19 protein-coding genes and 3 tRNA genes are annotated in these 23,023 nt (G+C 73.2%); 17 read left to right on the top strand and 5 right to left on the bottom strand.

Going from position 1 to position 23,023, the window contains the following annotated elements; all coding sequences use genetic code 11:
• Positions 1-139: 139 nt before the first annotated feature.
• On the bottom strand, positions 140-733 hold the full coding sequence (locus tag ACOTKD_RS28085) for a histidine phosphatase family protein (RefSeq protein ID WP_424891767.1): 594 nt from the start codon (positions 731-733) through the stop codon (positions 140-142).
• Between the two features lie 339 nt (positions 734-1,072).
• On the opposite strand from ACOTKD_RS28085, the gene ACOTKD_RS28080 reads away from it, so the two are divergent.
• The 7 genes from ACOTKD_RS28080 (at position 1,073) to ACOTKD_RS28050 (ending at position 8,084) form a co-directional block, all read left to right on the top strand.
• On the top strand, positions 1,073-2,062 hold the full coding sequence (locus tag ACOTKD_RS28080; RefSeq protein WP_424891766.1) for a phosphatase PAP2 family protein: 990 nt from the start codon (positions 1,073-1,075) through the stop codon (positions 2,060-2,062).
• Complete coding sequence (locus tag ACOTKD_RS28075; protein ID WP_424891765.1) at positions 1,977-3,206, top strand: hypothetical protein; 1,230 nt, start codon at positions 1,977-1,979, stop codon at positions 3,204-3,206. The genes ACOTKD_RS28080 and ACOTKD_RS28075 overlap by 86 nt, the downstream gene beginning before the upstream one ends.
• Positions 3,197-4,738 carry a hypothetical protein gene (locus ACOTKD_RS28070; RefSeq protein ID WP_424891764.1) on the top strand — a complete coding sequence of 514 codons (1,542 nt, stop codon included), beginning with the start codon at positions 3,197-3,199 and terminating at the stop codon, positions 4,736-4,738. Before ACOTKD_RS28075 ends, ACOTKD_RS28070 begins: the two co-directional genes overlap by 10 nt.
• A 56-nt stretch (positions 4,739-4,794) precedes the next feature.
• On the top strand, positions 4,795-6,150 hold the full coding sequence (locus ACOTKD_RS28065; RefSeq protein WP_424891917.1) for an AAA domain-containing protein: 1,356 nt from the start codon (positions 4,795-4,797) through the stop codon (positions 6,148-6,150).
• Positions 6,151-6,628: 478 nt separating this feature from the next.
• Positions 6,629-6,997: a hypothetical protein gene (locus ACOTKD_RS28060; RefSeq protein WP_424891763.1), complete on the top strand. Its 369-nt coding sequence runs from the start codon at positions 6,629-6,631 to the stop codon at positions 6,995-6,997.
• Positions 6,998-7,185: 188 nt separating this feature from the next.
• Positions 7,186-7,848, top strand: a complete 663-nt coding sequence (locus ACOTKD_RS28055; RefSeq protein WP_424891762.1) for a bifunctional DNA primase/polymerase — start codon at positions 7,186-7,188, stop codon at positions 7,846-7,848.
• Positions 7,849-8,010: 162 nt separating this feature from the next.
• Positions 8,011-8,084, top strand: a tRNA-Lys gene (locus tag ACOTKD_RS28050).
• Between the two features lie 95 nt (positions 8,085-8,179).
• On the opposite strand, the gene ACOTKD_RS28045 is transcribed toward ACOTKD_RS28050, so the two are convergent.
• Positions 8,180-9,403 carry a M6 family metalloprotease domain-containing protein gene (locus tag ACOTKD_RS28045; protein ID WP_424891916.1) on the bottom strand — a complete coding sequence of 408 codons (1,224 nt, stop codon included), beginning with the start codon at positions 9,401-9,403 and terminating at the stop codon, positions 8,180-8,182.
• Between the two features lie 407 nt (positions 9,404-9,810).
• Between ACOTKD_RS28045 and ACOTKD_RS28040 the strand changes: the two genes are divergently transcribed.
• Positions 9,811-11,568 carry a putative bifunctional diguanylate cyclase/phosphodiesterase gene (locus ACOTKD_RS28040; protein WP_424891761.1) on the top strand — a complete coding sequence of 586 codons (1,758 nt, stop codon included), beginning with the start codon at positions 9,811-9,813 and terminating at the stop codon, positions 11,566-11,568.
• 132 nt (positions 11,569-11,700) lie between these two features.
• On the opposite strand, the gene ACOTKD_RS28035 is transcribed toward ACOTKD_RS28040, so the two are convergent.
• Positions 11,701-12,792, bottom strand: coding sequence for an LLM class flavin-dependent oxidoreductase (locus tag ACOTKD_RS28035; RefSeq protein ID WP_424891760.1), 1,092 nt, complete (start codon positions 12,790-12,792; stop codon positions 11,701-11,703).
• A 227-nt stretch (positions 12,793-13,019) separates the two neighbouring features.
• Here ACOTKD_RS28035 and ACOTKD_RS28030 point away from each other — a divergent pair, with 227 nt between their 5' ends.
• The 6 genes from ACOTKD_RS28030 to ACOTKD_RS28005 all read left to right on the top strand — a co-directional run bounded on the left by ACOTKD_RS28030 (position 13,020) and on the right by ACOTKD_RS28005 (position 16,811).
• On the top strand, positions 13,020-13,778 hold the full coding sequence (locus ACOTKD_RS28030) for an IclR family transcriptional regulator (protein ID WP_424891759.1): 759 nt from the start codon (positions 13,020-13,022) through the stop codon (positions 13,776-13,778).
• A gap of 85 nt (positions 13,779-13,863) precedes the next feature.
• Positions 13,864-13,937, top strand: a tRNA-Lys gene (locus ACOTKD_RS28025).
• A gap of 138 nt (positions 13,938-14,075) precedes the next feature.
• Positions 14,076-14,534, top strand: coding sequence for a hypothetical protein (locus ACOTKD_RS28020; RefSeq protein WP_424891758.1), 459 nt, complete (start codon positions 14,076-14,078; stop codon positions 14,532-14,534).
• A 134-nt stretch (positions 14,535-14,668) separates the two neighbouring features.
• Entirely contained in the window at positions 14,669-15,061 is a 393-nt protein-coding gene (locus ACOTKD_RS28015) for a hypothetical protein (RefSeq protein WP_424891757.1), read from the top strand.
• A gap of 76 nt (positions 15,062-15,137) precedes the next feature.
• Positions 15,138-15,965 carry a DsbA family protein gene (locus ACOTKD_RS28010; RefSeq protein WP_424891756.1) on the top strand — a complete coding sequence of 276 codons (828 nt, stop codon included), beginning with the start codon at positions 15,138-15,140 and terminating at the stop codon, positions 15,963-15,965.
• A 9-nt stretch (positions 15,966-15,974) separates the two neighbouring features.
• A complete protein-coding gene (locus ACOTKD_RS28005; RefSeq protein WP_424891755.1) occupies positions 15,975-16,811 on the top strand; it encodes a cytochrome c biogenesis CcdA family protein in 837 nt (278 codons plus the stop codon).
• Between the two features lie 440 nt (positions 16,812-17,251).
• On the opposite strand, the gene ACOTKD_RS28000 is transcribed toward ACOTKD_RS28005, so the two are convergent.
• Positions 17,252-17,842, bottom strand: coding sequence for a lytic polysaccharide monooxygenase auxiliary activity family 9 protein (locus ACOTKD_RS28000; protein ID WP_424891754.1), 591 nt, complete (start codon positions 17,840-17,842; stop codon positions 17,252-17,254).
• A 296-nt stretch (positions 17,843-18,138) separates the two neighbouring features.
• Positions 18,139-18,648, bottom strand: coding sequence for a C40 family peptidase (locus ACOTKD_RS27995; protein WP_424891753.1), 510 nt, complete (start codon positions 18,646-18,648; stop codon positions 18,139-18,141).
• A 166-nt stretch (positions 18,649-18,814) separates the two neighbouring features.
• Here ACOTKD_RS27995 and ACOTKD_RS27990 point away from each other — a divergent pair.
• The 3 genes from ACOTKD_RS27990 to ACOTKD_RS27980 all read left to right on the top strand — a co-directional run bounded on the left by ACOTKD_RS27990 (position 18,815) and on the right by ACOTKD_RS27980 (position 22,984).
• Positions 18,815-18,888 (top strand) — tRNA-Lys (locus ACOTKD_RS27990).
• A 305-nt stretch (positions 18,889-19,193) separates the two neighbouring features.
• Positions 19,194-21,032, top strand: coding sequence for a glycosyltransferase family 2 protein (locus ACOTKD_RS27985; RefSeq protein ID WP_424891752.1), 1,839 nt, complete (start codon positions 19,194-19,196; stop codon positions 21,030-21,032).
• Complete coding sequence (locus ACOTKD_RS27980) at positions 21,029-22,984, top strand: galactose oxidase-like domain-containing protein (protein WP_424891751.1); 1,956 nt, start codon at positions 21,029-21,031, stop codon at positions 22,982-22,984. Before ACOTKD_RS27985 ends, ACOTKD_RS27980 begins: the two co-directional genes overlap by 4 nt.
• Positions 22,985-23,023 lie beyond the last annotated feature (39 nt).

Below are 23,023 nucleotides of genomic sequence, written 5' to 3'. Positions count from 1 at the left end.
GGCGTCGCGGATCCGAGCCGCGCCGCGCCCAGTCCCGGCATCCGATCATTCCCTCGGACGAGGCGATCATCGCCCCGGCCGCTCCCTCCTCACCCGTAGGAGGGAGCTCGCACGGGGGCGCCCGGGCGGGGCGGGGGCGTCAGGCGAGGTGGCCGGTGTCGTTCCAGCGTTCGAGCGCCGGGGCACCGTAGGCCCAGCCGAGGATGGACAGCGAGGTGGGGTCGAGGCGGATGCGGGAGCCGAAGAAGATGTCCTCTCCCAGCCAGCGGGCCGCGATGGTGCGCAGGATGTGGCCGTGGGCGAAGACCAGCACGTCGCGGTCGGCGGAGCGGGCCCACTCGACCACCTCGTCGGCGCGGGCGCTGACCTCGGCGGTGCTCTCGCCCTCGGGGACGCCGTCGCGCCAGATCAGCCAGCCGGGGCGCTGCGCCTTGATCTCGGCGGGGGTCATGCCCTCGTAGGCGCCGTAGTCCCACTCCATGAGGGCGTCCCAGGTGGTGGCCCGGTCGCCGAAGCCGGCCAGGTCACAGGTCTCGTGGGCGCGCAGGAGGGGGCTGGTGCGGACCTCGGTGCCAGGGAGACCGTCCCAGGGGGCGCGGTGCAGCCGCTCGCCCAGGAGCTTGGCGCCGCGCCGGCCCTCGTCGAGGAGCGGGATGTCCGTGCGGCCGGTGTGCTTGCCGGACAGCGACCACTCGGTCTGTCCGTGCCGGGCCAGCAGGATCCGCGGTGCCATGACGCGCCCCTTCACAGTCTTCGGTGATTTTTCCAACAGAACTGAACGCAGAGCGCCGCACCGCACTAAGGAATTCAAAAGAACGGCGACAGAAACGATCTGCTCGCCCTCCATCATCGCTCACCCGCCGAGCGGCCCCGCTTGCAGTTCCTCACACCCGTCACAGGCAACCTCGGCCCGAATCGAGGCGTCTCCCTCCCCGCACCCGTCCGAGCCGCCGGAACAGCGGGCGAACTCGGCGTTTCCGGGAAGTCGCGGGGCGGTGTGCGACTGATGCGACGTACACCGTACGGTTGCATGCGCGCTTGTTGGCCGTCGGATCAAATGGAGAGCGTACGGATGTACCGCACCGCACCGCCTGGGAAGCGGCCACGCTGGTGGACCGAGCTGCCGCTGATCGCCGTGGTGTACGCGCTGTACTCCGCCGGCCGGCTGCTGGTCCGGGGCGACGTGCAGACCGCCGTCGATCACGGACTGGCGATTCTCGATCTTGAGAAATCGTTCCGGATAAACTTCGAGCACCCGCTCAACCGGCTGTTCACCGACCACGCGGCCCTCGGCATACCCGCCGACTTCGCCTACGCGTCGCTGCACTATCTGCTCACGCCCGCGCTCCTCGTCTGGCTCTTCCGGCGCCGCCCGGCCGAATACCGCCTCCAGCGCAGCTGGCTGATGATCTCCACCCTCATCGGCCTCATCGGTTTCACCCTGCTGCCCACCTGTCCGCCCCGGCTCCTCGACCCGGGCGAGGGCTTCGTCGACACGATGGCCCAGTACAGCTCCTACGGCTGGTGGGGCGGCGACGCGAGCGCCCCCCGCGGCCTCGGCGGGATGACCAACCAGTACGCCGCGATGCCGAGCCTCCACGTCGGCTGGGCCCTGTGGTGCGGCGTCGTCCTCTGGCGCCAGGGGCGCACCGCCTGGGCCAAGGCCGCCGGCGTCGTCTACCCGCTCGCCATCACCCTCGTCGTGATGGGCACCGCCAACCACTACTTCCTCGACGCCCTCGCGGGCGCCGCCGTCATGGTCGCGGGCCTGCTGCTGGCCAAGCCCGCGCTGCGCCTCGCCGACCTGGCCAAGAGCCGCCTGACCGGCGCGGGACGCGGGGAAACGGCCGGGACACCCGCGAATGTCAGTGGCGGGTGCGAGACTTCGGCGGGTACAGCGCTTTCCCGGGCGGCGGCCTCCGGCCCCGCCGCCGGAGACGGCCGTCCGGGAGCGCCGCAGCGACCCTTCGAGGCGGATGCCCGTGACCAGATCCCCCGACAGCCGGCCCACGGCACGGCCGGCGACGCCCGCACCGGCGACACTGCGGCAGCGGCTCGCTGAGCTGCGCGGGCCGGGCAGCGCACAGCGCCCGCTCGACGCCCGCGCCCTCGCGGCCCTCGCCGCCAACCCCGGCTGCCGCCGCCGGGTCCTGCTGGACGGCGCCGGAGTCGACAAGTCCGCCCTGGCCCGGGCCCTCGGGGCGCCGGCCGCCTTCGGGCAGTCGCAGTTCGCGATCACGCGCGGCCACTCCTTCGAGGCCCGCGCCAAGGCCGACGGCGGCACGGAGCTCGTCCGGCTGCTCCACGAGCAGCTGCGCGACGGCACCCCGGCCCCCGCGCCCGGCTCCGTCGACGTCCCCGACCTCACCGCCGGCGGCCCCGAGGGCCGCACCGCCCGGACGGCGCTCGCCCTGCGCGAGGCCACGGCCGCCGGCCGCTGGGCGCTCCTCGACCACCCGCTGCTCGCCCTCCCCGTGGCGGGCGCGCCCGCCTTCCTCGAACCCGACGCCGTGGTCGTCCACCCCGACGGGACGTGGACGGTCGTGGAGATCAAGTCCTTCCCCGTGATCGACGGCGCGGCCGACCCCGGCAAGGTGGGCGCCGCCGCCCGGCAGGCCGCCGTCTACGTCCTGGCGCTGGAGGAGCTCGCGGCCCGGACCGGCGACGGCGACCCCGCGCGCGTGCGCCACGAGATCCTGCTCGTCTGCCCGAAGGACTTCGCCAACGTCCCGGCGGCCGGGCTCGTCGACGTCCGCAAGCCGCGCGCCACCACCCGCCGCCAGCTCGCCCGGCTCGCCCGCGTCGAGGACATCGCCGCGGAGCTGCCCGCCGGCACCACCTTCGACCTGTGCCTCGCCGACGACGGCAGGACGGCGGGCCGCCCCGCCGAAGAGCTCGCCGCCGCCGTCGAAGCCGTCGACGCCGCCTACGCCCCGGAGTGCCTGGCCGCCTGCGAGCTGGCCTTCCACTGCCGCGCCCGGGCCCGCGCCGAAGGGTCCGTGGCCGCCCTCGGCCGGGGGCTGCGCGGGGAGCTGGGCGGGCTGACGACCGTCGAGTCCGTGCTCGCCGCCGCGCTCGGCCCGGCGCCCGCCGGGGAGGAGGCCGGCGTGCCCGACCCCACCGTCGTCGCGCTGCGCCGCGCCGCGGCCCTCCGCGCGGAGGCTTCGGCCCCGCCGCTCATGGGAATCGAGGCCGCATGTCGCTGATCACGACGCTCGCCCGGATGGAAGCCGTACGGGACGGGCGCGCGCAGCCCCTGACGACCGTGCGCCACCGGCATCTGGCCGAGCGGCCGCTGGTGTTCGTCCCGCTGACCACGGCCGGCGAGGCCGGCGCCCCGCTCGGCGCGCTCGTCGGCACCGAGCGCGAGCGGCCCCGGCTGCTGGTCGTGCCGCAGCCGCGCGACCGGGACCTGCGCTCCGCTTTCCTCGCCGAGCTGGCCGAGGAGATGCTGCCCTACGTCGAGGGGTTCGCCGGGGACGTCACCCTGGAGGAGCGCAAGGAGACCGACCCGGAGACCGGCAAGAAGGTCACCGTCCAGGTCGAGCTGTGCGCCGGGGCGCCGCAGCTGCTGGTGCCGAGTGCGGCGGGCGTCTCCTACGTCCGGCTGCTCGGGCGCTCCATGCGGTTCCGCCGCACCGCGGAACAGGACCCCGACACGCCCCATCCGGCTCCCCCGCGCGTGCCGCTCCTCGGCCGCTGGCTGACGCACTTCGGCGAGCGCGCCCGGGTGCCCGGCTCGTCGCTGCTGCTGTCGATGACGGAGCTCCTCGGCCGCCACTGGGCCACCGGCCAGAGCAATCTGGAGGACCAGCACCTGGGGGCGCTGCTCGCCTGGATCGACCCGCCGGAGGGGCTGACGGGCGCGGAGGCGGCGCTGCGCGCGGAGCTCGCGCGCGATGCGGCCGGGCAGCTGCTCCACCCGCCCGCGGGCCCGGCCACCGACCCCGCCTTCGACAACAAGCTCCTGGCCCCGGCCGTCGCGCGCCACGACGCCGGGCTGCCCGGAGCCGCGGAGGAGCTCCGCTCCCTCCTGGAGACGCAGCTGCGCCCCACGTGGGAGGCGGTCTGGCGCGGCGTCGACCTGCTGCGGGCGCTGCCCGAGGGGGAGCGGGCCGGCGAGCGCTGGAAGCGGGACCGCTGGTCGTACACCGCGCACCGCGACCGCGTCCGGGCCGGCGAGCCGCCGCAGCCCCGGCGGGACGATGCGGTGACGGCCGCCCGCAAGCTCGCGGCGCGGGAGACGGCCCAGGCGCAGCTGGAGGCCCAGGAGGCGCTGGACGATCCGCTGGTGATGGCCGGGCGGCGGCTGGCGGGCGAGGCGTTCGCGGGGGAGGTCACCGAAGTGGTGATGGAGTACACGGAGGCGAAGGTGCCGCGGCCCAGGCCGCTGGTCACCGTGCGCACGGACGACGGCCCGTATCTGGCCGAGGGGGCGAAGGTGCACCGCGCCCTGCCGGACGGCAAGGCGCAGCCCGCCGAGTTCGTGGGCCACGTGCCCGGGGATCCGGGAGCCCTGACGGTGCGTCTGACGGGCGGCATGGGACGGGGCAGGGTGCCCGAGCCCGGTTCGGTGCCGGAGAAGGGGGACCGCGTGTGCTGGACGCTCTTCGAGCACGCCCCGCGCGGCGGCCCGGAGCTGCCGGACCCCGAGCGGACGCCGTGGACGCACGGCGGGCCGCCCGGCGAACCGGCGGCGGAGCTGCCCGATCCGGTGAGCGCGGAGGATCTGCTGTGAGGACGCCCACGGTGTTTGCGGAGAACGCGGAGAACACGGAGAACGCTGCGGAGGCCGTGCCCCCGCAGCGCGGGAGTGCCTGGGACCCGGGCGCGGCCGCCGAGGACGTCACGCGCAGGATCCTGCACGACACCCTGCACAGTCCCGAGCGCGGCGTCGTCGTCGACTCGCCGCCGGGCGCGGGCAAGTCGACGCTCGTCGTCCGGGCCGCGCGGGAGCTGGCCGCGGCGGGCCGCCCGCTGATGGTCGTGGCGCAGACCAACGCCCAGGTGGACGACCTGGTGCTGCGGCTCGCCGCGAAGGACCCCGAGCTGCCGGTCGGGCGGCTGCACAGCAGCGACACCAACCCGTACGACCGGGCGCTCGACGCCCTGCCGTCGGTGGTGACGTCCGCGAAGGCGGCGGAGCTGGCGGGCCTTCCGGTCGTGGTGTCCACGGCCGCGAAGTGGGCGCACACGAAGGTCGCCGAGCCGTGGGGCCACGCGATCGTGGACGAGGCCTACCAGATGCGGTCGGACGCCCTGCTCGCCGTGGCCGGGCTGTTCGAGCGGGCGCTGTTCGTGGGCGACCCCGGGCAGCTGGACCCCTTCAGCGTGGTGGGGGCGGACGGCGTCGCGCAGTGGGCCGGGCTGTCGTACGACCCGTCGGCGAGCGCCGTGAGCACGCTGCTCGCCCACAACCCGCGGCTGCCGCAGCACCGGCTGCCGGTTTCCTGGCGGCTGCCCGCGTCCGCCGCGCCGCTGGTGTCGGCCGCCTTCTATCCGTACACGCCCTTCCGCAGCGGCACGGACCACGGCGACCGGCGGCTGTCCTTCGGCGTCACGTCGGACGGCTCGGGCCCGGACCGGGTGCTGGACGAGGCGGCCGTCTCGGGCTGGGGCCTGCTGGAGCTCCCCGCCCGGCACACGCCGCGCACGGACCCGGAGGCGGTCGGCGCGGTCGCGCGCGTCGTGCGGCGGCTGCTGGACCGGGGCGGGGTGGCCGTCAGCGAGGCGGCGCCCGATCCGGTGCCGCTCACGGCCGCCCGGATCGCGGTCGGCACGGCCCACCGCGACCAGGCCGCGGCGGTCCGCGCGGCGCTGGCCGGCCTGGGCGTGCAGGGCGTCACGGTCGACACGGCGAACCGGCTGCAGGGCCGGGAGTTCGACGTGACGGTCGTCCTCCACCCCCTGTCGGGCCGCCCCGACGCGACGGCCTTCCACCTGGAGACCGGCCGCCTGTGCGTGCTCGCCTCGCGGCACCGGCACGCGTGCATCGTCGTGTGCCGGGCGGGCGTGGACCGCCTCCTGGACGAGCACCCGTCGACGGAGCCGGTGCAGCTGGGGGTGACGGTGAAGTTCCCGGACGGCTGGGAGGCGAATCATGCGGTGCTGGCGCATCTGGCCGAGCACCGGGTGCGGTGGCGCCCGTGAGGGCGGTACGGCCGGAGGGCGCCGGGCGGGCACGAGGCGGAGTGCCCCGCACCCTCCCCTCCGCCGCCGCGGCGCCCGGCCGAAACGTGCCTGCCCGGCGGTGCCGGACCGGCCCCAGGCCGTAGGGCACCGCCGGGCACCCCGCCGGGGGCTGATCACCGCTGCGGCGGAAGGGGGAGTGCGCCGGGCACAGGACAAAGGCCCGCACCCTCCGACCGGCCCCAGGCCGTACGGCGCCGCCGGACACTCCGGCGGGGGCTGATCGCCGTCGCGGCGGAAGGGGGAGTGCGCCGGGCACAGGACAAAGGCTCGCACCCTCCGACCGGCCCCAGGCCGTACGGCACCGCCGGACACCCCGGTGGGAGCTGATCGCCGTGGCGGCGGAAAGGGGTCCGGCCGGAGTCACAGGCGCCCGGAGGGCGCCCTTGCGGTGCGCAGGACAATGGATGGCGGTGCAGACGATCCTGGAGGTATGTACATGTCCGAGCCGCAGTCGGCTCCCGACGCGGGCCCGAGCGACCGGCCGCGTCGTCTGAAGCCCGCGCAGCTGCTCTTCGAGCCCCCGGAGGCGGTCGCCGACCCGGAGCACTTCTTCGATCTGGAGTCGATCGAGGACCCCCGTGAGCTGCTGGCCCGTTCCACGGAGCTCGCGCTGGCCTTCCGTGCCGCGGCCGACCGGGCGACCGAGTTCCAGGCCGTGGCGGCGGCCCAGCTCGCCGACCCCCGGCGCTTCGACCGGCTGTCCACGGCCGTGATCGCCGAGCGCGCCGAGTGGAGCGAGGACTACGCGAAGAAGATGGTCGAGTTCGGCCGTGACCTGCTGCGCGGCGACAGGACCGGCGAGTGACCGGCGCCCCGTGAGGCGCGCCGCCCCCGGTCCCGGGGGTCCCTCACACTCCGGACGGCCCGTGGTCGCCACGACGACCATGGGCCGTTGGCATATGCGGCGCGAAAAATAGCGCACCGCACCCCGCGCTGTCCCGACTTCCGCAACTACCCGGATCCACGGCGGCCGCACCGCTGAGCATGGGCGCCATGACCTCTCGGCAGCACGACCCGCGCGATCCGCTGATCCGGCCGTTCCCCCGGCACACCGACGCCCCGGGCGTCCCCGGCGTCCCCGGCGTCCCCTCCCGGCTCCCCCTCGCCGCCGCCTACGTGACGCTCGCCGGGGCCGACTGGCTCGCCTCGGCCAGCCCCTTCCCCCGGAGCGTGCACGCGCTGTGGATCGACTGCCCGGCCCATCCGGTGGTGCTGCCGTGCGGAGTCGCGTTCGACGTGGTCAGCCTGCCCGATCTGTTCGGCCGCCGGGTGCTGGAACGGTTATGGGAGAAGGGACCGGGCTCGGGCCCGGTCGCCGCCCAGCGCGGCCGGCTGCAGCTGTTCGCGGCCCCCGGCACGGCCCAGCGCCTGCCCGCGCTGCTCGGCTGGGAGGAGTGGTCGCGCGCGATGCCCCCGCTGCTGTGCCACGGCACGGGGGACACCGTGACCCTCCCCCCGCTCTACCCGCCGGGCGCGGACGAGCCCGTGCCGCCCCCCTCCCGCTGGGTGGTCGCCCCGGAGGTGCGGTACCCGTGGCTGCCGGATGCGGAGGCGCTGCTGTGGGCGTGCGTGCGGGTGGCGCGCGCGGAGGCCGGCTCGCCGCTGGCGGAGCTCCCCCGCCGGGCGGCGGACCGGGCGCCCGAGCCCGCGCTGTGAGCTGCCGGGCACCCCGCCGCGCTGCCCCCGCGCGACCTCCCGCGCACCCTCCCATGTGACCCGGCCCACCCCGCTGACCTGCACCGTCCCGCCCGTCGCCCGCTGAAACATCCGGATTTTCGTTCCACCCGATCAGGGTGCTAGAGTCTTCTCTGTCAGCAGGCGCCGCTAGCTCAGTTGGTTAGAGCAGCTGACTCTTAATCAGCGGGTCCGGGGTTCGAGTCCCTGGCGGCGCACAGACAGACGAAGGCCCTCACCGCAAGGTGAGGGCCTTCGTCGTGTGCACGGGACCGGACTGCCGCACCGGACCGGGCCGCCGCACCGCAACGGACTACGCCCGGCTCACCCCGACCGTCCAGGACCCGCCGGCCGTCCGCCCCCGTACGGTCACCCGGACCCCGTCCGCCTCCGAGCTGAGCGACTCCCCCACCCCCAGCGGCGCATCGGCCAGCGGCGGGTAGACGGACTCGCCCCAGCAGGCCTGGTGGCCCGGATGCCCGTCGAGGACCTGCACCGGCCCGCCGCCCGAGGCCGTGTCGCTGTGCACGCGGTAGACGAGGACGCCTTCGGTGCAGGCGCCGCTGTCGTTGCCGTAGGCGGAGCGCGCCTCCAGGGCGAGGGCGGTGGTGGCGCCCGTGCGGATGACGACGAGGCGGGTGCGGTTGTCGCCGCCCGGCTGCATCGGCGTCTCCAGCGGCTGGAGGGTGTAGAGGGCGCGGCTGGGGCCGCGGGCGCAGGCGACCTGCGCGGGGGTGAGCCAGCCGAGTTTCCACTTGTGCCAGGCGAAGGGGTCGGAGGCGAGCCCGAACTGGCTGCCCATGAGGTCCCAGTCGCCGACGTGGGTGTCCCAGTCGCCCTTGCCGTCGGTGGGCCGGTGGTAGAGGTCGGGCAGGTCCAGCACGTGCCCGGTCTCGTGGGCGAGGACGTTGCGGTCGGGCGGGTGGTGTTCGAAGACGGTGACGATCCGGCGCAGCGGCGTGCCGTCGGCCTGCAGCGGCCGGTCGAGGTTGACGACCTTGGTCGCGTCGGAGTCGACGCCGGGGGCGTCGGGGTCGGCGACGAGGTAGACGAGGTCGTAGCGGCTGAAGTCCACGCCGGGGTCGGCCGCGGCGACGGCGTCGCGCAGGTAGTCGGAGCGCCGGTCGCCGTCCCAGTCGCGCTGTATCCGGTACGAGGTGGCGGACCGCGGCATCCTGAACCACCGCTTCACGGGGTGGGCGCGCAGCGAGAACCGCCCGTAGGACGCCCGTTCGAAGAAGCGGGAGGTGGCGGGGAAGTGGTCGGCCGCGAGCTTCCCCGGGGTCACCTGCGGCTTGGAGTCCGGGAAGGACAGGAAGATCATGACGGCGTCGAGCCGGCCCACTGGCCGTGGGTAGGCGGGGTTCCAGCTGTCGAGCCCTTCGGAGTGGTGGGCCTGGCTGCGCGGGAGCGCGCAGGGCCCGCCGGGCCCCACGGCCTGCGCCGGGACGGCGACCAGCGTGGTCGCCGCGATCGCGCACAGGACGGTGAGGACGGCCCCGACGCGGCGCAGCGGCCGCGGCCGGTCCACTCCCATGGGTGTCTGCGGACGCACCACGTCGACCTCCCGGGACGGATTCGGGACACCTCATCCACCCTCAGTGGATTTGTGGTGTTATGCCCTATTCCGCTGCTCCGGTCGAGTGACTAGGCCGACTTCTGGGTACATCACACTCAGTCACTGACGGTCAATCGAGATGGTGTGGCACTACAGGCTCAGGCACGAGCGCGCACGGTCGTGCAGAAGTGGACAACCCGGGGTCGGCGGCCCGGCCTCACCTGTGAGGGCCGCTGGAACGGTCCTCTCGTGAGCCCTATGATCGCCACATTTCCAGCACGGATACCCCGGGCGGACGGCCTCCCGCCGCCTGTTCGGACACGCGTACGAGATCCATGAGACCCATACGAAACCAGTGCGGAACGAATGCCATGCGGGAGCGAGCGGTGAGCGGAACCCTCGACGGGCAGGGCGGCGCGCCCGGCCCTACGCCTACAGTCGTCACGCAACGTAATGAATCCAGTGATTTTCGTGCCGCGTTCAATGCCGCGCAGCTCGCCATGGCCGTGGTGGGCCGTGACGGCCTGGTGCGCACCGCCAACCACGCCCTCGGTGCGCTGCTCGGGACCGATCCGGCCCGGCTCGCCGACGCCCCGGCCGCCGAGTTCACCGGCCTGCGCGAGGACTCGCGCACCTGGAGCGCGTACCGCGAGGTGCTGCTCGGCCGCCGCGAGCGGCTGCACTGCACCCGGCGGCTGAAGCACACCGGCGGCCAGGGGGTGTGGGCCGAGGTGATCGTCACGCCGCTGCCCGACAGCTGCGACACCCTCCTCTCCGTCGCCGACATCAGCGACCGGCGCGACCTGCGGGCCCGTCTGCGGCACCTGCGGATGCACGACCCGGTCACCCGGCTGCCCAACCGCAGCCTGTTCTTCGAGCGGCTGACCACCGCGCTCGCCACGGCCTCCGCCACGGACGGCGGCACCGGCCGGATCGGGGTCTGCTATCTGGACCTCGACGGCTTCAAGGCCATCAACGACACCCTCGGCCACCGGGCCGGCGACAGACTCCTGAGCGCGGTCGCGCGCCGGCTGAGCGAGTGCGCGGCGCCCGGCGGCCACCTCGTCGCCCGCCTCGGCGGCGACGAATTCGCCCTGCTGGTCGAGGAGTCGGCGGGCACCGAGCAGCTCGTGGAGCTCGCCGCCTGCGTCCAGGACCGGCTCCAGCGGCCGTTCGAGGTGGCCGGGCAGCGGCTGTCGGTCTCGGCGAGCATCGGCGTCGTGGAGCGCCCCGCGGCCGGCACCCACGCCACCGAGCTGATGCAGGCCGCCGACACCACGCTGTACTGGGCGAAGGCCGACGGCAAGGCCCGCTGGACGCTCTTCGACCCCGAGCGCAACGCCCACCGGATGACCCGTCAGGCCCTGTCCAGCACGCTGCGGCCCGCGGTCGAGCGGGGCGAGTTCGTGCTCCAGTACCAGCCGCTGGTGGGCCTGGTCGACGGGGTCGTCCGCGGCGTGGAGGCGCTGGTGCGCTGGCGCCACCCGCAGTTCGGGATGCTTCCGCCGAATCGGTTCATCGGCCTCGCCGAGGAGACCGGGGCCATCGTCCCGCTCGGCCGCTGGGTGCTCGGAACGGCCTGCCGTCAGGCCAGGCGCTGGCAGCTCGCACACCCCGCGGAGCCGATCGTCGTCAGCGTCAACGTCGCGGTGCGGCAGGTGTGGGACTCCGACCTCGTCTCCGACGTGGCGGCCATCCTCGCCGAGACGGGCCTGCCGCCGCGGCTGCTGCAGCTGGAGCTCACCGAGTCGGCCGTGATGGGCTCGGCCGGCCGGCCCCTGCAACAGCTGCGCCAGCTCAGCGACATGGGCGTGGCCATCGCCATCGACGACTTCGGCACGGGCTACTCCAACCTCGCCTACCTCAGCCGCCTACCGGTCTCCACGCTCAAGCTCGACGGCTCCTTCGTCCGCGGCTTCCGCGCCGAGGAGCCGCCGAACCCGGCGGACGAGACCATCGTCGAGGCCCTCGTCCAGCTCGCGCACCGGCTGGGGATCACGGTGACGGCCGAGTGCGTGGAGAGTGCGGAGCAGGCGGAGCGGCTGGGGCGGATCGGCTGCGACACGGGGCAGGGCTGGTTCTACTCCCGGCCCGTGCCGGCGGATTCGATCTCGTCGCTGCTGATGACGGGGGTGAGGCCGTAGGCCCGCTCTCGCCGCGGCAGCGGGCGGGGCTTCCTCTCCGCCGCGACGGCGACCGGCCATGCCGCCGCCACGACGGCGCCGTTGCGGCGGGGCCCGGCCGCATCAGGCCGGCCGGGCACCGCCGTCGAACCGCTAGCTCAGCCCGTACACGTCCGCGATCAGCTCGTAGCTCCGCAGCCGCGCGTCCGCACCGTGCACGCTCGTCGTGATCATCAGCTCGTCGACGCCGGTCGTCTTCACGAGGTGGTTCAGACCCTCCTTGACCGCCTCGGGAGTTCCGTGCACCGCGCTCGCCAGCCGGTTCTCCACGAACTCCCGTTCCGCCGGGCTGTAGTCGTACGACTCGGCCTCCTCCGGCGTCGGCACCAGTCCGGGCCGCCCCGTGCGCAGCCGCAGCATCGACAGCGCCCCGGTGAGCAGCTGGCGCCGGGCCTGCGCCGGGTCCTCCGCCGCGAAGGCCTGCACACCGATCTTGGCGTACGGGCGGTCGAGGACCTCGGACGGCCGGAAGCACTGCCGGTACAGCTCCAGCGCGGCGACCGTGTTGCCGGAAGAGAAGTGGTGGGCGAAGGAGAACGGCAGGCCCAGCGCCCCCGCGAGCCGCGCGCTGAAGCCGGAGGAGCCGAGCAGCCACACCGAGGGCCGGTCCGCGCGCTGCACGCCGCCGGGGACCCGGCCCTGGACCGGGCCGGGCACGGCGTGGATCCCGGCGTAGCGGTGCCCGTCGGGGAAGTCGTCGTCCAGGAAGCGGATCAGCTCCGCGAGCTGCTGCGGGAACTCGTCCGCGCCCTCGCTGAGCCGGTCCGCGCGGCGCAGCGCGGCCGCCGTCGCACCGTCCGTCCCGGGGGCGCGCCCGAGGCCCAGGTCCACGCGTCCGGGCGCGAACGCCTCCAGCGTGCCGAACTGCTCGGCTATGACCAGCGGCGCGTGGTTGGGCAGCATCACGCCGCCGGAGCCGAGGCGGATGCGCCGGGTGTGGGCGGCGAGGTGGGCGAGCACGACGGCCGGGGAGGAGCTGGCGATCCCCGGCATCGAGTGGTGCTCGGCGACCCAGAAGCGGTGGTAGCCGCGGCGCTCGGCCAGCCGGGCCAGCTCGACGGTGGTGGCGAGGGCCTGGGCGGCGGTCCGGCCCGCGCCGACGGTCGCCAGGTCCAGTACGGACAGGGGTACGGGGGCGCTGCCCAGGGCCTGTCCCCGGATGAAGTCGTCCTGCGCGTCGGGCACGGTGGTCCGCCTTCCTCTTCCTGATCGGCTCGCGAGTCTGTTCCTGATCGGTTCCCGGTCCGCTGTAGCCGGAGACTCTCTCCGGTTATTCCCGGACCCGCCCCGCGGCCGCACCCCGGTCGGCATGGCAACGGCATATGCCGTACTGCCAACACCCTCTTCCTGCCATGCGTTTCACGGTTATCGTGGTCGGCGGGAGACTCGCCGGAAGCCCGTAGGGGGAGACCGTGGCGCTCAAGCCCGACCCGACCGCGCCGTTCCACTCGGTGCAGTACGCCCTGCGGGTGCTGGAGGCCGTCGCCCGGTACTCCGGCGGCGTCACCGAGGCCCAGATCTCCCGCGAGACCGGCCTGCCGGCCGCCCATCTGGCGCACCTCCTGCCGATGCTCCGCCACGAGGAGTACGTCCGGCGGACCGGCGACGGCGGCTACGTCACGGGCGACGCCCTCGCCCTGCTCGGCTCCGGCGGCGACCGCAGCGCCGCCCTGCACCACAAGCTCCAGCAGTCGCTGTACGAGCTGCGCGACTCGCTGGGCGCGGCCGTCTATCTGAGCCGCTACGTCGACGGCGAGGTCCGCATCACCCAGTGCGCGGACGCACCGCACATGCCCCGGGTCAACGAGTGGGTCGACTTCCGCTCCGCCGCCCACGCCAGCGCGATCGGGAAGTGCCTGCTCACCCAGCTCGACCACGACGACCGCCGCGACCACCTCGCGCGCCACCGGACGGCCCGGCTCACGTCGCGGACGATCACCAGCGAGAAGGTGCTGCTCAGCGCGCTCGACCGGCAGCCCGCGACCGTCCCCGTCCTCGATCTCCAGGAGTACGCCCTCGGCACGGTCTGCGCCGCCGTGCCGGTCACCGCGGGGAGCTCGGTCGGCTGCGTCGCCCTCTCCCTGCCCCTGGCCCACGCCCACCGGCTGCGGCAGGCCGCCGAGACGCTGAACCGGCGGGCCGCTCCGCTGATGCTGTCGATGGCCCTCTAGCCCCCACCCCCGCTCCGCGCGGGGCCCGGAGCGGGGGTGGTCGGGAGCACCCCTCCGGACCAGGTATATTTATCTCTGTCAGCAGGCGCCGCTAGCTCAGTTGGTTAGAGCAGCTGACTCTTAATCAGCGGGTCCGGGGTTCGAGTCCCTGGCGGCGCACAGACAGGCGAAGGCCCTCACCGCAAGGTGGGGGCCTTTGTCGTGCTTCCTCCGGCGCTCCCCCGATGACTTATGTCATCGGCGACCCGTGATCGGTGGATCTGCCCACCGGAACGCCCGGACGACAGAGTTATGGGCATGGACACGATGACGCTCGCCCCCGCCGCCCCCGCCTCCGCCGAGACCGCTGCGACCGCCGCGAACGCCTCCACCGAGGAGATCAAGCCGCTGCCGGTCTGGTTCTTCGTCTTCGAGGGCGTGGCGTCCGCCGCCTACGACCTCTTCCAGGCCGACCACCGGTTCCTGTGGGCGCTGGGCGCCCTGCTCGTGGTCAACCTCGTCGTGTCCCTGACGGTCCTGCGCTCGCGGCTGCGCCTGGCCAAGCGCATGTGGCGCGGCAAGAGCACCCGCAAGGTGGCCATCGGCCTGCTCGCCCTGCGGCTCGGCTCCCACCTGCTCCTCACCCTCGCCGGCTGCACCGTGGTCTCGGCCGCCGGCCACCTCGCCTTCGCCCTCGTGATGTCCGCCACCACCGTCTCCCTGCTCTGGTACGCCCAGCGGGTCTCGCTGCGCGCGCTCGCGGCGGAAGGCGTCTGAGCGGGGTCCGTACGGACAGGGCCCGCACGGACAGGGCCCGCACGAGCAGGGCTCGTATAAGAAGGGCCCGCGTGAACAGGCCCCGTAGCATGGAGGCCGTCCGTCCGTTCGCCGCGCACCGGGAGAGGAGAACCGTGACCAGCACGACCAGGAGTCACCGGTCGGCGGCCGCGGCCGCGCTCCTGCTCCTCCTCGCGGTCCTCTTCGGACCGGTCCCGGGCGGCGCGCAGCCGTACGCCGCGGTCACGGCCGCCCCGTCCGCACGTCACGCGGCACCGGCGTCCGCGCCCGCCGCGAAACCCGTACGGGCCGAGGCTCCGGACACCGGCCCCAGCTGCCGGCAGCAGGACGTGCCGCTGAAGGACGCCGAGACCGCCGTCGCCGCGGGGCACGCCGACCCCGTCACCGCGCCGGGCACCGCCCGCGCCCCGCTCCCCCAGGCCACCGCGCCCCGGGCGACCGCGCCGCGCGCGCCGCCCGCCCCCGTCGCGGGCTGCGCCGAGCTGCTCCCCGTCCTACGGATCTAGATCCGCTCCCCACGGCCCCGCCGGGCCGTGCTTCGGCATATCCGGATTCCGTACGTTCCAGGGAGCTTTCTCCTTTATGTCTTCCAGTTCCTCGAAGGCCAAGACCCCGCCCAAGGCCCCGTCCAAGGCCTCCTCCAAGGGCAAGAGCAAGACCAAGGCCAAGGCCTCCGTCCCCCTCCCCCGCCGCATCGCCGCCCTCGGCGCGATCCTCGCGCTCGTCGTCGCCGTCGTCGCCGTCGGCATGGCCATGGGCAAGAGCGGCAGCGGCTCCGGCAAGCGCGGGCCGTCCGCCTCCGGCGACCCCTCCGCCGACCCGATGCAGGGCGCGTACGAGCGCGCCGAGCAGGCCACCAGCCGCCGCAAGGACGGCGACCCGCTCGCGCTCGGCCGGAAGGACGCGCCGGTCGTGCTCGTGGAGTACGCCGACTACCAGTGCTCGTACTGCGGCAAGTTCACCCGCGACAGCCAGCCGGAGCTGATCAAGAAGTACGTGGACCAGGGCGTGCTCCGGATCGAGTTCCGCAACTTCCCGATCTTCGGCAAGGACTCCGAGCGCGCCGCCCGCGCCTCCTGGGCGGCCGGGCAGCAGGGGAAGTTCTGGCAGTTCCACGACGAGGTCTACGCCAAGCTGCGCAAGGGTGACGCGCTCGCCGAGGACAAGCTCGCCGAACTGGCCGGCAAGGCCGGCGTGACCGACATCGACCGCTTCCGCTCGGACCTGAACGGGTCGGCTTCCGAGGAAGCCGTCAAGAAGGACCAGGAGGAGGGGTACGGCCTCGGCGTGTCCTCCACCCCGTCCTTCCTCGTCGGCGGCCGCCCCATCGCCGGCGCCCAGCCGATGGCCGCCTTCGACGAGGCCATCGCGCAGGCCCGGGCCGCCGCCGCGAAGAAGAGCGAGAAGTAAGGGGCCGGCGTGACCGACATCGGCTACCTCGCCGCGTTCCTCGGCGGCGCCCTCGCCCTGGTCAGCCCGTGCAGCGCACTGCTGCTGCCGGCCTTCTTCGCGTACTCCCTCGCGAGCCCCGGCCGGCTGCTCGCCCGCACCGGAGTCTTCTACGTGGGCCTCGCGACCACGCTCGTCCCGCTCGGCGTGGCCTCCACCGCGGCCAGCCGGCTCTTCAACGGCCACCGCGAGCTGCTGGTGACCGCCGGCGGCTGGATCGTGATCGCCATGGGCGCCGCCCAGATCCTGGGCCTCGGCTTCGCCTCGAAGAAGGCCCAGGCGGCCGCCGGGCGGATCACGCCGCGCTCGGCCGCGTCGACGTTCCTGCTGGGCTGCGTGTACGGGCTGGCCGGGTTCTGCGCCGGGCCGATCCTCGGAGCGGTCCTCACCGTGACGGCCGTCAACGGCAACCCCGTCTACGGCGGCTCCATGCTCGCCGTCTACGCCCTCGGCATGGCGCTGCCGCTGTTCGTCCTCGCGGTCTTCTGGGACCGCTTCGAGCTCGGCGGCCGGCGGTGGCTGCGCGGCCGGGAGCTGCGGCTCGGCCGCCTGCGGCTGCACACGACGTCCCTGGTCTCGGGGCTGTTCTTCATCGGCATCGGGGTGCTCTTCCTCGCCTACGACGGGACCACGGGGCTGCCCGGGCTCCTGGACGCCGACCAGGAGTTCCGCCTGGAGGAACTGGCCTCCCGGCTGGGCAACGCCGTCCCGGACTACGCCCTGCTGGCAGGGCTGGCGCTGGTGGTAGCGGGGGTCCTGGCACGGTTCGCCCTCCGGGCGGGGAAGAACGACTCCGGGGAGGAGTGAACCGCGGGGCAGGGGGTGGGCTCGGCACCGCCGGTCACCTCCGGTGGGGGCTGATCACCGCCGCGGCGGAAGGAGAGGCCCCGGCCCCGCCCTCTCACCGTTTCTCCCTGGGGGAGGCGACTTCCCTGGCGGAGCCGGAGCGGCCCGTGGGCCCATGGGCCCATGGGCCCGTGGGCCCGTGGGCCCGTGGGCCCGTGGGCCCGTGGGCCCGTGGGCCCGTGGGCCCGTGGGCCCGTGGGCCGTGGATCGTGGCGCAGCCACGGAATTCTTCCGCCGCGACGGCGGGCAACCCCCACCGGAGGTGACCGGCGGTGCCGGGCCGGCCCGAGCCGCCACGGCCGGAAAAGTGGCCGTAGGCCGAAAGGGTGGCGCCTCCCCGGGGTGGGGCCGGGGAGGCGCCGGGAGGCTCCGGCGTCCGGGGCGGCCTTCGGGCGAGGCCGTCAGAACTGGACGTCGGAGCAGGCGTAGAACGCGTTGCCCGTGTCCGCGATGGTCCACACCGCGAGGACGAGCTGCTTGCCGGTCCGCCCGGAGGGAAGCGTGCCCTGGTGGGAGACGGTGGCGTCGGGCACGCGGCCGCCGTAGGGCACGGTCAGGAACGGCTGGAGGTCGAGGTCGGCCCGGGTGAGCGGCCGGCTCGGGTCGTAGGTGGGCTTGGTGAGGTAGTAGCGGAAGTCGGTCGTGGCGTGGCGCGCGGTGAGCCGCCAGCGGAACGTGTAGCTCTGGCCCGAGCTGACGTTCGTGCGGGGCCACTGCCCGCCCCGCGGATCGTCGAGCTCCGCGAAGCGGCTGTTGCCGCCGGCACAGATCGTGCCGTCGGCGGGCCCGCGGGCCGGGAAGCCCTTGGAGCCCTCGACGCTCTGCGGCTCCCACTGGATCTCGCCGCAGTCCTGGACCGCGCCGTTGGCGCAGTACACCTGCCGGCTGGTGGGGGTGTCGGTGTAGCCGTGGCTGCTCGCGCTGCCGGTGGCGAACAGGGACGTGCCGGCGATGCCGAGGCCGATGATCGCCGCACTGATCTTTCTGCGCATGCCTTTGCTCCTCGGAGAACGTGGGGGGTTCTGTGAGCCGAGTGAAATGCGGTCTAGACCAAGGCGGAGGCTAGTACCGGCCGTTTGGCATGTCTAGGCCAATGGACGCAACGATCCGGTCGCATCCCGTACGGGACGGCTTCACCTTCGCTCCACCGGGACCGCCGCTGCCCTGCGCACATGCCCTCGCGGAGGCCGCGTCCCGGCCTCCGGTCATTTGCCGTTCAAGGAGGCACTCTTGACGCAGTTCGTCAGGTGCCGCCGGGGGATCCCGGCGGCCCGCGACCGCCGGGGGCTCAGCGCACGCGCCCGTAGAGGTTCGGCCGGTAGCGGGAGAAGGTCGAGACGCGGACCTCGGAGCCGGGGCGCGGCGCCTCGACGTAGCGTTCGCCGCCCAGGTAGACCGCCACGTGGTGGACGCCGGAGGCCCGCCCGTTGCGGGACCAGAAGACGAGGTCGCCGCGGCGCAGCGAGCGCCGCCCGATGCGTTTCGTCGCGCGGTACTGGTCGGCGGCGATGCGCGGGAGTCGTACGCCCGCGCGACGGTAGGCCTGCTGGACGAGCCCGGAGCAGTCCCAGCGGCGGGGGCCGTCGCCGCCCATGGCGAAGGGGTCGCCCAGATGGGCCATGGCGTAGCGGATGGCCGGTTCCAGGCGGTCGCCGAGGGGCCGGGCCGCCGGGAGGACCGTCCGCGGACCCCCGCGGCCGGGCGCCGGAGCGGGTGCGGCCGCCGCCGGGCCCGCTCCGGGCCCGGCCAGCACGGCCGCCCACACGGCCGCCACGACCGCGCCGCGTATGTGCACCACGCCCGCTGCACCTTTCCCCGGGCCCCCGGACCCGGCGTCCTGCCAGTACTCGGGCACAGCCTCCCAGCGGTCCGGAAGGACCGCACGCCGGGACGTCCGGGCAGGTGACGGGGGCGGGTGGTCGGAAGCACCCCTTCGGATCAGGTAGAGTTTTCTCTGTCAGCAGGCGCCGCTAGCTCAGTTGGTTAGAGCAGCTGACTCTTAATCAGCGGGTCCGGGGTTCGAGTCCCTGGCGGCGCACGCGAGTCTCAAGGCTCCTCACCATCGGTGAGGAGCCTTGAGTCATTTTCCGGTCAATGACATGCCTCATCACGGCAGGTCGCACCACTTTGCCCGGTAAACACCTTGTTTCACCCTTGCGATCATGACCCGGCGTCCGAGATCCTGAACGGACAGCGATGACCCAACATCACTGAGTGACCATTGAGTTGAGTTGGGTGGCGCCGGGGGGGCCGGTGCTCTTGGGGTCCGTGCGGCCGTGGGGGGCCGGACGAGACCCGCGATCTGACACACGCAGTCAGCATGCGTGCGGGGGGAAATGACACATGACGTCCACTCCTGCCGACGCCCGGCGGCAGCTTCACGACCCGAGGGCGGCGGCCAGACCACGCCCGTCCGTCCATAAGGCAACGATCCCACTGCAACCGGGCGGGCCCGCCCCGGCCCCGCCCTCGCGCCCGCCGAGAGCCCGGCCCCGGTTCGACTACGAGCACTACAGCCGGCTGGCCGGCCCGCTCACCCAGCCCGACCCGGACCGCCCGTACCGGGTGCGCTACCGCAGCCTGCTCGCCGAGGAGACGCACCGCGTCCTCGGCGCGGCCCTCCTCGGCGCCGCCCCCGTCGTCTCGGTCGGCCTGCTGATCTGGCTGATGCAGCCCGCGCACTGGACGCAGCGCGACCACGCCACCCCGCTGATGCGGGCGCTGGATGCGGTGATGCTGGTGTCCATCGGCCTCATCGAGCTCTTCCGCACGATGAACGTCGCGTCGAACGCCCATGCCACCCTCGTCGCGCGCGACCCCGTCCCGGTCGTGCCCGAGACCGGCACCAAGGTCGCCTTCCTCACCTCGTTCGTGCCCGGCAAGGAGCCGCTCGAGATGGTCACGCGGACGCTGGAGGCGGCGGTCCGGCTGCGCCACCGCGGCCCGCTCGACGTCTGGCTGCTCGACGAGGGCGACGACCCCGCCGTCAAGGCCGTCTGCCGGCGGCTCGGCGTGCGCCACTTCTCCCGCAAGGGCGTCGAGAAGTGGAATCAGCCGAAGGGCGCGTTCCGCGCGAAGACGAAGCACGGGAACTACAACTCCTGGCTGGACGCCCACGGCGATGCGTACGACTTCTTCGCCTCGGTCGACACCGATCACGTCCCCCTGCCCAACTTCCTGGAACGCATGCTCGGGTACTTCCGGGACCCCGATATCGCGTTTGTCGTTGGTCCTCAGGTCTACGGGAACTACGATGCGGCCGTGACCAAGGCCGCAGAAAGCCAGCAGTTCCTTTTCCACGCCCTGATCCAACGCGCCGGCAACCGCTACGGCGCACCCATGTTCGTCGGCACCAACAATGCCGTCCGGATCAGCGCGCTGAAGGGAATCGGCGGCCTCTACGACTCGATCACGGAGGACATGGCCACCGGCTTCGAACTGCACCGTCACCGCAACCCCGCGACCGGCCGCAAGTGGCGCTCGGTCTACACCCCGGACGTCCTCGCGGTCGGCGAGGGCCCCAATGCCTGGACGGACTTCTTCACCCAGCAGCTGCGCTGGTCCCGCGGCACCTACGAGACCATTCTCAAGCAGTTCTGGAAAGGCCCCTGGTCACTCTCCCCGGGGAAATTCCTCAATTACAGCCTGCTGGTCATCTATTATCCGATGACCGCACTCAACTGGATGCTCGGCGCGCTCAGCTGCGCCCTCTTCCTCGGGCTCGGCGCCTCCGGAATCCAGATCAATTCCGAGATCTGGATGATGCTCTACAGCGATGCGGCCGCCCTCCAGATCGGGCTCTACATCTGGAACCGCCGGCACAATGTCTCGCCGCACGAGCCCGAGGGCTCGGGCGGGCTGGCCGGCATGGTGATGTCCGCGCTCTCCGCACCGGTCTACGCCCGCTCGCTGATGGACGCCGTGCTGCGCCGCAAGAGCCGCTTCGTGGTCACCCCCAAAGGCGATTCCGCCAGCCCCGACACCCTCTTCGGCACGTTCCGCATCCACCTGTTCTTCCTGGCGGTCTTCGGCGGCTCGCTCGTGGCCTCCTTCTGGCTCGGCCACACGCACGTCGCGATGCGCACGTGGGCGACGCTGGCCCTCGCGATCACCGTCGCGCCGATCGCCGCGTGGTGGTGGACCGCGCATCGCGCCAAGAGAGCCGTGGAGGCCACCCGATGAACTTCCGGCGTTACCGTGTCAGCCGCCGCACCCGCCGCTTCGCGGTGGGGTCGGCGGTGGTGCTCGCCCTGGCGGGCATGAACGGGCCGGCCATCTGGGGCTACGCCTCCCACCAGTACCACGACTACAAGATCAACCAGCCGGAGTACAAGGGCCGCAACGGCCACTGGACGGTGGTCGACGTCCCCGAGCGGTACCGGATCAATACGATCCACGCGGCCCTGCTGCACACCGGGAAGGTGCTCCTCGTCGCCGGCTCCGGCAACAACGCCGCCAATTTCCGCGCGAAGACCTTCCGCACGGTCCTGTGGGATCCCGTGGAGAACACCTACAAGGACATCCCCACCCCGAAGGACCTCTTCTGCGCGGGTCACACCCAACTGCCCGACGGCCGCCTCCTGGTGGCCGGCGGCACCCAGCGGTACGAGAAGCTGGACGGCGACGTCACCAAGGCCGGCGGCCTGATGGTGGTGCACAACGAGGACCCGGACAAGCCGATGACGCTGCCCGCGGGCACCCGCTTCACCGGCCGCAAGAACGGCAAGACCTTCGAGGCGAAGGACGCGGTGCTCGTCCCCCGCGCCAAGAAGGAGCAGAACAAGGAGACCCGCAAAGTCACCGTCACGGTCTCCACCGCCCGCGTCTACGTGGAGGCGCTGCAGAAGGGGCACGAATTCGAGACCGGCCTCACCGACAACTACCGGGTCGAGGGCCTCTCCGGCAAGGACGCCCAGAACATCTACGGCATCGCCAACAAACTCTCCTTCGACAAGAAGGACTTCCAGGGCATCAAGGACTCCTTCGAGTTCGACCCGGTCGCCGAGCGCTACGTCACGGTCGACCCGATGAACGAGGCCCGCTGGTATCCGACCCTGACCACCCTGCAGGACGGCAGGGTCCTCTCGGTCTCCGGCCTGGACGAGATCGGCCAGGTCGTCCCGGGGAAGAACGAGATCTACGACCCGAAGACCAAGAAGTGGACCTACCTGCCCAAGGAGCGCTTCTTCCCGACGTATCCCGCCCTCTTCCTCACCGACAAGGGCCGGATCTTCTACACCGGCTCGAACGCGGGCTACGGCCCGGCGGACAAGGGCCGCGTGCCCGGCTTGTGGGACCTGTCGAGCAACGAGTTCACCGAAGTGCCCGGCATGAGCGACCCGGACGTCCTGGAGACCTCGATGTCCGTCCTGCTGCCCCCCGCCCAGGACCAGCGGTACATGGTCCTCGGGGGCGGCGGGGTCGGCGAGGACGAGAAGGCGACGGCCAAGACACGCATCGTCGACCTGCACGCCGACCGGCCGCGCTTCCGCGACGGGCCCGACCTCTACGCCAAGGCCCGCTATCCCAGCAGCGTCATCCTCCCTGACGACACGGTGCTGACCACCAACGGCTCGGGCGACTACCGCGGGCGCAGCGACTCCAACGTCCTCAAGGCCGAGATCTACGACCCGGCGGACAACAGCCGGCGCGCGGTGGCCGATCCGCTGGTGGGGCGCAACTACCACTCGGGGGCGCTGCTGCTGCCCGACGGCCGGGTGATGACCTTCGGCTCCGACTCGCTCTTCGGCGACAGGGCCAACACCAAGCCGGGCGTCTTCCAGCAGCAGATCGACCTCTACACGCCGCCGTACCTCTACCAGAAGGGGCGGCCCGAGCTGAAGGACGGCGCTCCCCGGACGGTGGCACTGGGCGGCTCGGCCACGTACCGCACGGACCGCCCGCAGGACATCACCAAGGCGCGCCTCATCAGGCCGGGGTCGTTCACGCACGTCACCAACGTGGAACAGCGGTCGATCGCCCTGGAGTTCAGCCGCACGGCGGACGGGCTCACGGTCACGCTGCCGAAGGACCCGTCGCTGGTGCCCCCCGGGTGGTACATGCTCAACGTCATCGACGGCCGGGGCGTGCCCTCCCCTGCGGTGTGGGTGAAGGTGCCCGTGGCGAATCCGTAGTCAGCGCCTGCCGGCGGGCACGGGGCCGGCCTCCTGCGG

This window comes from Streptomyces sp. XH2 (assembly GCF_049725035.1).
GTDB lineage: Bacteria > Actinomycetota > Actinomycetes > Streptomycetales > Streptomycetaceae > Streptomyces > Streptomyces roseoverticillatus.
The sequence above is the reverse complement of the archived record's forward strand: the minus strand, read 5'-3'. Positions and strand labels throughout refer to the sequence as shown.

Excerpts from the sequence above, each read along its gene's own strand:
- ACOTKD_RS28085 (WP_424891767.1), bottom strand. The coding sequence starts at position 733 with ATGGCACCGCGGATCCTGCTGGCCCGGCACGGACAGACCGAGTGGTCG.
- ACOTKD_RS28080 (WP_424891766.1), top strand. The coding sequence starts at position 1,073 with ATGTACCGCACCGCACCGCCTGGGAAGCGGCCACGCTGGTGGACCGAG.
- ACOTKD_RS28075 (WP_424891765.1), top strand. The coding sequence starts at position 1,977 with ATGCCCGTGACCAGATCCCCCGACAGCCGGCCCACGGCACGGCCGGCG.
- ACOTKD_RS28070 (WP_424891764.1), top strand. The coding sequence starts at position 3,197 with ATGTCGCTGATCACGACGCTCGCCCGGATGGAAGCCGTACGGGACGGG.
- ACOTKD_RS28060 (WP_424891763.1), top strand. The coding sequence starts at position 6,629 with ATGTCCGAGCCGCAGTCGGCTCCCGACGCGGGCCCGAGCGACCGGCCG.
- ACOTKD_RS28055 (WP_424891762.1), top strand. The coding sequence starts at position 7,186 with ATGACCTCTCGGCAGCACGACCCGCGCGATCCGCTGATCCGGCCGTTC.
- ACOTKD_RS28045 (WP_424891916.1), bottom strand. The coding sequence starts at position 9,403 with ATGGGAGTGGACCGGCCGCGGCCGCTGCGCCGCGTCGGGGCCGTCCTC.
- ACOTKD_RS28020 (WP_424891758.1), top strand. The coding sequence starts at position 14,076 with ATGGACACGATGACGCTCGCCCCCGCCGCCCCCGCCTCCGCCGAGACC.
- ACOTKD_RS28010 (WP_424891756.1), top strand. The coding sequence starts at position 15,138 with ATGTCTTCCAGTTCCTCGAAGGCCAAGACCCCGCCCAAGGCCCCGTCC.
- ACOTKD_RS28000 (WP_424891754.1), bottom strand. The coding sequence starts at position 17,842 with ATGCGCAGAAAGATCAGTGCGGCGATCATCGGCCTCGGCATCGCCGGC.
- ACOTKD_RS27985 (WP_424891752.1), top strand. The coding sequence starts at position 19,194 with ATGACGTCCACTCCTGCCGACGCCCGGCGGCAGCTTCACGACCCGAGG.
- ACOTKD_RS27980 (WP_424891751.1), top strand. The coding sequence starts at position 21,029 with ATGAACTTCCGGCGTTACCGTGTCAGCCGCCGCACCCGCCGCTTCGCG.